Origin of the sequence: Bergeyella anatis, from assembly GCF_036016955.1 — a bacterium.
Lineage (GTDB): Bacteria > Bacteroidota > Bacteroidia > Flavobacteriales > Weeksellaceae > JAYWXI01.
Genome location: NZ_JAYWXI010000027.1, coordinates 1 through 10,400, shown reverse-complemented (window position 1 = coordinate 10,400; position 10,400 = coordinate 1). Strand labels below are relative to the sequence as shown.

At 33.1% G+C, this 10,400-nt stretch carries 6 protein-coding genes and 5 pseudogenes; 1 reads left to right on the top strand and 10 read right to left on the bottom strand.

Annotated features, from left to right (window positions below; all coding sequences use genetic code 11):
- Positions 1 to 103 (top strand): annotated as a pseudogene (locus VQ048_RS11340) (IS30 family transposase); the annotation flags it as partial.
- A 276-nt stretch (positions 104 to 379) separates the two neighbouring features.
- On the opposite strand, the gene VQ048_RS11335 reads toward VQ048_RS11340, so the two are convergent.
- The 10 genes and pseudogenes from VQ048_RS11335 to VQ048_RS11290 all read right to left on the bottom strand — a co-directional run.
- Positions 380 to 850, bottom strand: a complete 471-nt coding sequence (locus tag VQ048_RS11335; RefSeq protein WP_327611785.1) for a hypothetical protein — start codon at positions 848 to 850, stop codon at positions 380 to 382.
- A gap of 248 nt (positions 851 to 1,098) precedes the next feature.
- On the bottom strand, positions 1,099 to 2,196 hold the full coding sequence (locus VQ048_RS11330; RefSeq protein WP_327611784.1) for a hypothetical protein: 1,098 nt from the start codon (positions 2,194 to 2,196) through the stop codon (positions 1,099 to 1,101).
- A 265-nt stretch (positions 2,197 to 2,461) separates the two neighbouring features.
- Positions 2,462 to 3,646 carry a Fic family protein gene (locus VQ048_RS11325; RefSeq protein WP_327611783.1) on the bottom strand — a complete coding sequence of 395 codons (1,185 nt, stop codon included), beginning with the start codon at positions 3,644 to 3,646 and terminating at the stop codon, positions 2,462 to 2,464.
- A gap of 41 nt (positions 3,647 to 3,687) precedes the next feature.
- Positions 3,688 to 4,350, bottom strand: a pseudogene (locus VQ048_RS12980) (AAA family ATPase); the annotation flags it as partial.
- Between the two features lie 840 nt (positions 4,351 to 5,190).
- Positions 5,191 to 5,421, bottom strand: a pseudogene (locus tag VQ048_RS11315) (DNA translocase FtsK); the annotation flags it as partial.
- Between the two features lie 1,326 nt (positions 5,422 to 6,747).
- Positions 6,748 to 6,897, bottom strand: a pseudogene (locus VQ048_RS12975) (DUF4236 domain-containing protein); the annotation flags it as partial.
- A 250-nt stretch (positions 6,898 to 7,147) separates the two neighbouring features.
- Positions 7,148 to 7,597 carry a GyrI-like domain-containing protein gene (locus VQ048_RS11305; protein WP_013447212.1) on the bottom strand — a complete coding sequence of 150 codons (450 nt, stop codon included), beginning with the start codon at positions 7,595 to 7,597 and terminating at the stop codon, positions 7,148 to 7,150.
- Between the two features lie 274 nt (positions 7,598 to 7,871).
- Positions 7,872 to 8,057 carry a hypothetical protein gene (locus tag VQ048_RS11300; RefSeq protein ID WP_327611782.1) on the bottom strand — a complete coding sequence of 62 codons (186 nt, stop codon included), beginning with the start codon at positions 8,055 to 8,057 and terminating at the stop codon, positions 7,872 to 7,874.
- A complete protein-coding gene (locus tag VQ048_RS11295; RefSeq protein WP_327611781.1) occupies positions 8,050 to 10,200 on the bottom strand; it encodes a TIR domain-containing protein in 2,151 nt (716 codons plus the stop codon). Before VQ048_RS11295 ends, VQ048_RS11300 begins: the two co-directional genes overlap by 8 nt.
- 96 nt (positions 10,201 to 10,296) lie before the next feature.
- Positions 10,297 to 10,400: pseudogene (locus VQ048_RS11290) on the bottom strand (IS30 family transposase); the annotation flags it as partial.

The window sequence follows — 10,400 nt, the reverse complement described above, 5'->3', positions numbered from 1 at the left end:
AAATAAACTCAATAATCGACCTCGTAAAAGACTTGGATACCTCACGCCAAACGAAAAATTTAAACAAATTATTAATCAGAATTCTGTTGCATTTGCAAGTTGAATTCAGCAGTCAATAACAAAAAAATAAAATAAAGGATGTAGTTTTTCATTTTTACACATAGTTGTTGAAAGATTGCAGGTAACGGAAAAGGTATTTGCGAAGGGCGGAACTGAAATGAACCTATAGTTCAATTCAGTCCAACCGTAGCAAATGCTTTTTCAATGCCACTAAATTAAACAAAATTGTGGTAATGAAAAGCATTTTGCGAGTAAATATTACTAATTTTTCTATTACCCCCTAAACTCCGCCTTTTGCAAATACTATGTTAGCTGTAGTTTAATTATCAGTCTGTTGAATAATTCCGTTCTTCCATTCTTCAAATTGGGTTTCCGCTCCTGGTAAATGATATGCTTTTTTCATTGTAAGATTTATTACAGCAAAAGTTAATAAATGGAATTTATCTGTATTGTATTTTGTAGAAATTTTGTCTTGATTTTCTATCAATGAAAAATATCCTAAAACTCTAACATTCTCTTCTAATTTTAGCCTGTCTTTGTCGTTCATCAATGAACCTATCCAAATGAAATTATCGTTATCAATGTTACATTTGTAATAAGGTTTTTTCTTCGGTCCTTTTTCAATGTTCTTAATAGCACATTGTACAGAAATTAATTTTCCATTCCATTTTTCAGGATTAATTTTTGCCGATTTAAGACTGTCAATATCGAAATTCACAGGAAATTGTTGAGCATTAATTTTAGAAACAAAAATCAAAATAAAAATTAACACACCAGTTTTAAAAGTCATATTTGTACGCATTTTTGGTAAAATTACAGCTAACGGGAAACGCATTGGCGAAGTGGCGGATAAATTGAACCGAAAGTTCAATTTAGCAGTAACGTAGCCGATGTGTTTCCACAGAAGCTAAATTATTAAAAAAAAGCTGAATGTGGAACACATTCGGCGGAATAAAAAGCACAAAAGTTGAATTTTGCACTTAACCCGCCATTTTGCCAATGCGATGTTAGCAGACGTATTTATTTCTACGTATTGTTTTATTCTATTATTTCCAATACTTCACAGTTGTAACTTATTTTTGCTTTAACGCTATTCAAAACCATATTTCCCAGTGCATTTTTTCCTCTGAACTTCATAATAACAACAGCATAATCGTCCAAAGTTGTGTAAGTTGTTTCTTCGTGTTCAAAACTTTTTTTGTCGTTCATATTTGCTTTTACAAGTTTCACTAATTCTCTGTGAGAACCGTCCCAACTGCTAAAACAATTTTTCTCAAAGTCTTTTTTCTTTTTGTCTGATTGTGCTTTTTGATTGTTTAAATCTGCACGTTGCTTTTTGACAATTCGGTCGTCTTTGATTACGGGATTGTATTCGATAATTTCGACAAATTTTCCAACTTTTGCAGTGCTTTTGGAAGCAGAAGGGAAGAAATAAAGTGTATTTGGGTACATATCTGTTTCGAGTTCTCCACTAAAAGAGGCAACGCTGTGTTTTTCGAGTTGAGCTAATTCACTTTTGTTCAAAATTCGTCCCAAAGTGTTTGCTCCGTAATGACTCTTGTAGAAAAGTTCGAGAGCATTTTTGTTGTCAAGAATGTCAATAGAAATTTTTGCTCCTTTTTCGGTTACAATTTTGTTTATCAAGTTTTTGATGTCTTCTTTGAATTTGTCGTTTGATAAATTTACTTCGTCAATTAGAACAAAATAACTTGGTGCTTTGTCATAGCGTTTTATGGTTTCGTGTAAAATTTCGTATTTGATTGTCGGAATTGTTTCAACTTCTGCTGTTTCTTCAATTTCTTCTTCCGATTTAGATACAGTTTCTTCAGTCTTTTTTTCTTCTTTGGTTGTCGAAGTTGTTTTGCCAATGTCGTTACTAACAGCCATTCCTATAATAAATAGTACAATTACACTTGCAATTTTTGCAATTCTATTTTTTAAGAAAGGAAGTTTATTTCTCCAAAATTCAGTCAATGGCGGAAGTAAAAGAGCTGTAACTAAAAGTAAAATTAAACAAGATAAAAATGATTTACTTGCTAAAGCTCCAAGAGCCGAAAGTCCGATTAAAATTGAAAAAATCCATTTTAGGATTGTAATTACAGTTTGATTTGATGATTTAGTACTGTTTGAGTTCATATTGTTTTTTGAGTTAAATTACGTTGTCTTATGAAGTTTGCAGTACACAGAAATTCGGGGAAATATTTCTTTCTGTTTTTAGTCGTTGTATGGTTTCCCGTCGCTTTCAAAAAATATGTCTGCTAACGGTTCGGGGCTTGGCGTAGTGGCGGTTTTACATCACTACCGTTGATACGAAGCACCAAAGTTCAAATTTAGCAAAAAGTTTTATACGAAGCACTTCGCCCGCCATTACGCCAAACCCTTGTTGGGTGCTGGTGTTGTTTCAATTCGTTGTTTTTTCGTCCGTTATTTTTGGTATTCTTATGTCTTTCGGGCTTACGATAATGTAATTTGTTTTCTTTCCGCTATCTTCTGCTTTCAACATTTCTTTTGCAACTAAATCTTGCAAGTCTCGCAATGCTGTATCGTTTGAACATTTAGCAAGTTTCGCATAAATTGATGTCCGTAAAAATCCTACTTCTTTATCGTAGCTGTCATATAGATAATTGATAACAAGCCGTTGTCTTTCGTTAATGTTGGTTGATTTGTGCTTGTCCCAAAAGTGAGCTTTATCCAAAATAATTTCCAAATTTTGCTCACTTGCCATTAATGCTCTTTCAAAACAACCGAGAAACCATTCTAAATATTGTGTGATGTCTGATGTTCCTTTTTGTGCTTTTTCAATAATGTTGTTATAATGTTTATGCTCTTTGAAAATTTGGTTTGATAAGCTGTAAAAACGAATTTTACTATTGTCGCTTTTTGCTAAAAACATATCTAAAATTGCTCTCGCTATTCGTCCGTTGCCGTCATCAAATGGGTGAATGGTGACAAACCAAAAGTGAGCAATGATAGATTTTAGCACTAAATCTAAACTATTGTCTTTATTTAACCAATATAAAAATTGTTCCATTTCGTGTGGAACTCTTTCGGCTGTCGGTGCTTCAAAATGTATTTTTTCTCTGCCAAAAATACCCGAAACTACTTTCATTCCTCCTGAACGATATTTGGCAACGTCAATAGGAACATAACCACTATAACCTGTTTGAAATAGTGAATTATGCCAACCCAAAAGCCGAACCTGTGTAAGAGGTTGGTTAAAATTTTGGGTCGCATCTAAAATCACATCAACAATTCCCTCAATGTTTCGGGGTGTCTTTATAAAATCAGCATTTTCAATGCCTAATTTTCGGGCAATAGACGAGCGAACAAGTTCGGGATTTAAAAATTCGCCCTCAATTCTTGACGTATCTACGATTTCTAAAATAAGCGATTCCAATGTGGCACGTTCAGTAAAATCAAAGCCTAAACTTTCCATACGACCCAATAAACGACCTTGTAAATGCCGTACAGAAGCTAACTTTGGAACAATCTTGTCGTTGTCCCAAATAAAGTTTGTCCAATTTTCTATTTCGTGTATATACATTTTACCACCGCATATTATGCGGTAAAAATACACATTTTCCACCGCAAAACAATTTTTTTGCTTATTAAAATCGAAAAAATAAGTTAGCTTGTGTAAGTTGAAACGCTCGGAATGTCTTCTGTTTCTATTGTTGTAAGTATTTCCTTTGTCAATGTATCGGCTAAAACTATTCTGTTTGATTGGTTTTCGATTGACTTTTCAAAAATGTTTCTTACAAGTCTTCCGTTTCCGAAATCTTTGGTTTTGTTTTCGTAAAGTTGTTTGAAAACTTCTGTCAAATGGCTTTTGGCATTGGGCGAAATGGTATATTCTGAATTGGAACATAGCAATTCAAATATTCTAATCATTTCATCAGGCGTATAATCGGGGAAATGAATATAACGGTTAAATCGGGATTTGAACCCTGGATTTGTGTCAATGAAAGTTTTCATTTCTTCTGAATATCCTGCAACAATCAAAACCAATTTATCCCGATTATCTTCCATTCTTTTTATCAATGTGGCAACGGCTTCTTTTCCAAAATCGTCTTTGTTTTCGCCAACCAAAGCGTATGCTTCATCAATAAACAAAATCCCGTCCAATGCTGAATTTACGGTTTTGGTTACTTTAACAGCTGTTTGTCCTGTGTATTCCGCAACCAATCCCGAACGGTCGGTTTCTACTAAATGTCCTTTTTCGAGAATACCTAAATGCTTGTAAATCTTGGCAACAATTCTGGCAATAGTTGTTTTTCCTGTACCGGGCGAACCTGTAAAAACGCAATGATAGGATATTTGCGAGTTTTTAAGTCCTTGTTTTTCTCTTTCTTTCTGAATTTGAATGAAATTTATCAACGATTTTACTTCTCGTTTTACATCTTCAAGCCCAATTAAATTTTCAAGTTCCGCTAAAACTTGTTCAAGGTTTTCGGATTCTTCTGCTTCTGTTATGTTGATTGCTTTATTTTCATTCTCGGGAACAGGGTTATGTGTGATTTGGTAAATTTCTTTTAAAGCATCTTCCTCTTTTTTAGTTACATTGTTGTCTGCTTTTGCAATAATTGTTGCAAAACGATAAAGCGTATTTACATAATCGTCAAAAAGTGGGTGGTCTAACAGTTTTAGAGTTGCTGGTAATGAAAGACTGCTTTGAACTTCTGTATTTGAAATAAGTTCCTCGTCTTTGCTTTCTGTGATGTCAATTTGAAGCGGATTACTTTTGTTTGCGATTTCCAAAACGGAATCAGCCAAACCTTTGTAACGACCTGATAAATGAGATTCAAAAACCGTTTCATAGTCGTAAGAAAAAGAGTCGGTTTCTGTTTCGATTATCTTCATTGATAACAAAACAAGTCCTGTCATTTCTAAACTATTCCGTTTTATTTCTCCGTTTGTGAGCATTTTTAAAATTTGTGCTGTGTCGAAAAGAACACAATAAGGCACAAAAGTTTCGGGTGTTGATTCTGTTAATGTATGTTTGAAAGTATCGGTAAATGTTTCGTCTTTTTTAAGTTTATCTGTGATGTCTGAAAGATGATTTGATGTTTCGGTTAAAAGGTTGTAATACTCTCTTGTTATTACCGCTTTGTTAGAACTTTCATTGTGTGATAATTTTGATAAAAGTTGATTTAATTCATCTCTGTTTCTAACAAAAACACTTCTGGCTTTTGCTCCGTCAAAACTACCAACAATACCTGCTTCTTCTAATTCGTCTATCAATCTACCTGCACGATTGTAGCCTAATTTTAATTTTCTTTGAAGTAAAGAAGCTGAACCTTGTTGATATTCGACAATAATTTGAGCCGATTCTTGAAATAACTCGTCATATTGAGGCAGGTCAAATTTTTGATATGTAAATTGTGGACTTGGTACAGATTGTTGTGAGAAATTAACTTTCGGTTTGTATGTATCTGTGATTGGTGTTTCTTGTAAATATCCGTTTTGCAGTTTTCCAATCGTTTTCAGTTGAATAACAAACTCGTCCATTGCGTCTGTTTTTGACGGCATAATTACTTCATTGATACCCTCGTCTGATGAAAAATGATATTCGGTATATGCACAAATCGGCACTCTTGGATTGTTTGCAAATCGTCTATCAGCACCACCGTTTTTATTGACATATCTGTAAGTATAGTCCGCAACTGTTGCGTCAGAAGGAACTCCGTTGTATTCTCTGAAACTCACAGGCAAAATACGAATGTCTATATTACCATACTGAACTGCTGCGAATTTATTGTTTCGTTTTAGTAAAAGTCGGTCAGGAAGAAAATATAACTCCGTATTTTGTAAAGCTATAAATGGAATTTCAATATTTGTTTCAAAAAATAGGGTAGGAAGTTTGTGGCTCGAAACTTCTTTAATCTCTTTTCTATCAACTGTAACTCCTGCTCCTGCTGTATATTTTACATCATAATTTCGTTTTGTGTTTACGATTTGCCATTTCTTATTAGACCGAGCAAAAGCCTTAAATGATGAAATCATATCTTTTTGTAAATCTTCAAGAACTTCATCAAGTTCATAAGTGATAAAAATTGATTTTCTCTTTTTGTCTTGTCGGTATAAGAAGAAATTCCAAAGAACAATCGGAATCAATGACAATCCAAACAGAGTGTATCGCATATTTGGATTATCGTCAAATCTTCTGATTGTTTCAGATTTAATCAATTCGTTTGATATTGTGCCTAAATTTCCGTGAACAAAGAGTGTGTCATTTTCAGCTGTTACTACTTGATACCAATTGTTTTCAGTTTCTGAAATTAAACGAAGTTTGTCGCCTTTGTAAGATTTTGAAATAATGTTAGAATGGTCTTTTGACGGTTCGTCTCTTAAATTTACTGTTTCGCTATTGATAGTAACAACGTTTTGACGTTCTTCTGTTTTGTCAATAGGCTCAAACAATTTGTATGCAACAAAAGCCAAAATTAGTATTGATGGAAACAAACCAAAGATTTTGAAGAACTTGATTTTCTTGTCTTTTTCTTCGAGTTCTCTGATAAAGTCTGCGGATTCGCTATCGGTAATTCTGTCAAAGTTTTTTGTTGTGATTGTATTGGGGATTTCGTTTGCTGTTGGCAAATGATATTCTTTGGCTAATTGGTTGTACTTCTCTTTTTCCTTATCGGAATTGAAAAGTCCTTTTCCAAGATATTTTTTGTAGTAAAATCCTTTTTGTCCGAGATGTACATAAGTTCCTGCTGGTCCAACTACAAACCTTGCTCCTTTAACTCCTGTCGAAACTCCAACTCCTCTTTTTGAAAAGTTCAGTCGAAAAAGTCCACCAAGTAAGTTTTTTGATTTTCTAAAATAAAATCCCATATCGTTATTTCGTTCTGTTGCCGTTGTTTCGGGTTACACTTGCACCCAACGGGAAAAGTATTTGCGAAGGGCGGGCTAAATTGAACGAATAGTTCAATTTCGACCAACCGAAGCAGATGCTTTTTCCGTATTGCTAATTTAAGAAAAAAAGTAATACGGAAAAGCAGGAGCGACTAAATATTACCAAATTTTCAACCCTGCACTTAACCCCGCCTTTTGCAAATACTATGTTAGCGGCAGGTGTTTTTCCTTATTTTGTTGCGATATAAATCTCCACTTCCGAATCTTGACCTTTTTGGCTGTTTTCCCCATATACTTCAAAGTCATACGTATATTTTCTATTGAGTTCTTCGTCTCTATTCCAAATGTCTATCCAAGTATTGATAACAGCGTTCGGCATTTCGCCTTTTGCTACGAATTTTTGAAAATTCTCGGCTTCAAATTCCCGACCGACTAATCCGTTAGGGATTTCATTTAGTGTTGAAACAGGAACACCTATAATCGTAGTATATTCCTCGGTGTAGTTGCTTTTGTAATCAGTATAAATTGAAAATATTTCATCTGATACTTTATTCGGTATCTTCTCAAAAATGTTTTCCGCATAGAATTGCCCCCAAAGTTTTCCCAAATCTTCCTTTGATTTGTTGTCTTTGTTTGTTGTCCGAGTGGAAATTCCAATTACTTTAAATCCATTTTTCATTTTATTGTTTTATCAACTGTTGTTATTCTGTATGTGTTAATGCACTGTAATTCGAATGTTTTTTAGAATTTGGGCTTTGTTAATGCTCATATTCAAAAAATTTCTTTTCAGCCGTGCGTTTTGATACGATTGCCGCTAACGTTTTGGCGCTTGGCGCAGTGGCGGATTTCGGAGCACAAAACTGTCAATACACGACAAAAGTTGATGCGAGGTAGAATGTTCAATTAACCACTTCGCCCGCCATTGAGCCAAACGCCTGTTGGGTGCAGTTTTTCTATTCTTCGTCTGAATCATCAATGTCATTGTAATTATTGAGTTCGTCTAATGCCTCATTTAACCCTTCTTTTCTGTATATTTCTGAAAGTGATTTTTTAGGGTAGTTTTTATTTTCGTTAAGTTGAATTGCTTCAAGTAAAATGTCATTTGCTAAATCAAGATTTGATTCTACATAATTAAGCATACTCTCCTTTCATACACCTTAGAATGTCGTCAGATTTAATGTCAGGATTTGATTCAACAGCATTCATTAAGGTCTGCAATGTTGTTATTTCAGAGCTTGTGAATTGCTTTTTCCTTCTGATTACACTTATAAAATATGAGTGAATGTGATAAATGTTGGTTTTCCTTTTTTCATAATTTTCTTTTGCCAATTCCAATGCATCTTCATACTGACCTAATGAAAGATATAGATTTACTAATTCCCTCTTAGTCCTTGAATGTTCAGGGTAAAATTCAAGAGCTTTGTGATAATATTCGAGAGCCTTTGATTTGTTGCCTTTGTGTCGGTGATAAAAACCTAATAAAAAGTAATAATCAAGGTTATTTATCTCATTCTTGAAGAACGATATATGGTCAAAAAATTTATCATTTTTTGTTCTTGCATATGCCAAGGTTAATCTATAGTAGGTTTCCCAAATTATTTGTTGGTCATAGTTTGAATTTTCCAGTAGTTCCAAACATATTCTGATTACGTAATCGTAGTTACCTTTATCATATTCCTTAATAACGTTTTTGATGATTAATGAAGGAATGAAATATTTTTTAGGGATTTTTATTTCGTTTACAAGCATATTTTGGAGCGTAATCATAAACTCCGAGTAGTCATTAATTATGATTTTGTCAAGGTCTTCCTTAAGTAGTTCTTTTGTAACATTGTTAAGTCTATCATTGAATTCATTATCTATCCTTATTTTGGAGCGATTGATAAAGTCAGATAGAGTAGGATTTAATTTAACATACTCATAGCCTCCAAATAAGAAGTTAAACAACGAAAGATCAAACAGCTTTTGCAAAGCAGCAGATGTGTCATCATTTTCTCCAAATACCTTATTAATTAAATCAATACTAAAAATTTCATTTGTAGAGAGAAAAATAGCCAATTGATACGCGTTTGGGGTGTCTTTTAAATGATTCAATATTGTGCTACTGAATCTGTCCGAATACTCAACTATTTCATTTATATTTTTCTTTGCTTCTAAAGGATTTATTTCAATCAAGTTTACTGCATAAATAATTTGAGATGGAATTCCATTAAGATGTTCAATAAAGAATTCTTTATCCTCACGTCTTAAATTTTCGAGTTGGTAAATCTTTAGTAGTCTCAGAAATAAATTTTTCGACTCGGGCTTTGAAAGTTCAGGAATACGATAAACAAGTGATTTCTTTTTTCGTTTTAATTGAGCTTCATTCGGTCGAAATTTTGAAATTAAGCACAGAATTAAATTGTTATCAAATAGCTCATTGTTTACTAAACTTTTAAACCAATCAACAATTGTGTTGTTAGGTAAAACAATCCCACCTTCATCAATTACAAAAACTAACTCTTTGTAATCCATAAACTGCTTTAAGAGCTTAACAGCTATCTCAATTTTTGATTCGATGCTAAGAACAGAAAAGTCATAATCCAAAATCTCTGGAATTTTACTGATTGTATTTAGCTTGTAAATGAAATTTTCTATACTTTCTTTGGAGTCTATAGTTATTGTAGTTGGAGAATCTAAATAGTTAGTAAGCTCATATTTTCTTAAAGCATTTTTGAGAAATGTTCTTCTCCCAATTCCTTCAAAATAATTATAAGCAATAATATATGTCGGAGTCCAATTATCGATGTTATTTATATCGTTCTCAAATTTTTCCATTTCAGCATTTCTGCCAACAAAATTTTTCTCAATCTCTTGGTTGAATTTTGTCTTTTTAAAATTTACTTCTTTGAGTGCTTGTCGGATTTTCTTTAGTATGATTACCTCATTTTCGATGAATTTTAAATTATAGGGTTTTGCTATCCACTTTGGTATTCTCGTATCAGAATATGTGATATTTTCATCTATAATTATTGGTATTATCCTATCTAAGTAGTCATTACTTAAATTCTCCTTTGCTCGATTAATTTCTTTTTTAACCCAAGTCGATTCAAGTGATTCGTTGGAAATGAATAACACAAAAATGTCTGAACTGTCTAATTCTGATAAAATTTGTTCAAGGGTTTTTCTTCCTGGGTCAAATGAAATTTCGTCTAATACACAGTTTTTATTTCCAAGTTGTTGAGCAACTTTGCGAACTAAATCTTTGTCTTTGCTGCTATGTGATAAAAATGCTTTAGCCATATTTTTTATTGTCTTTCTTTGTTAGTCGTCTGTTTTATAAAATTGCACCCAACGGAAAAAGTATTTGCGAAGGGCGGGCTAAATTGAACGCTGAATTCAACTTGCAAATGCAACAGAATTCTGATTAATAATTTGTTTAAATTTTTCGTTTGGCGTGAGGTATCCAAGTCTTTTACGAGGTCGATTATTGAGTTTATTTT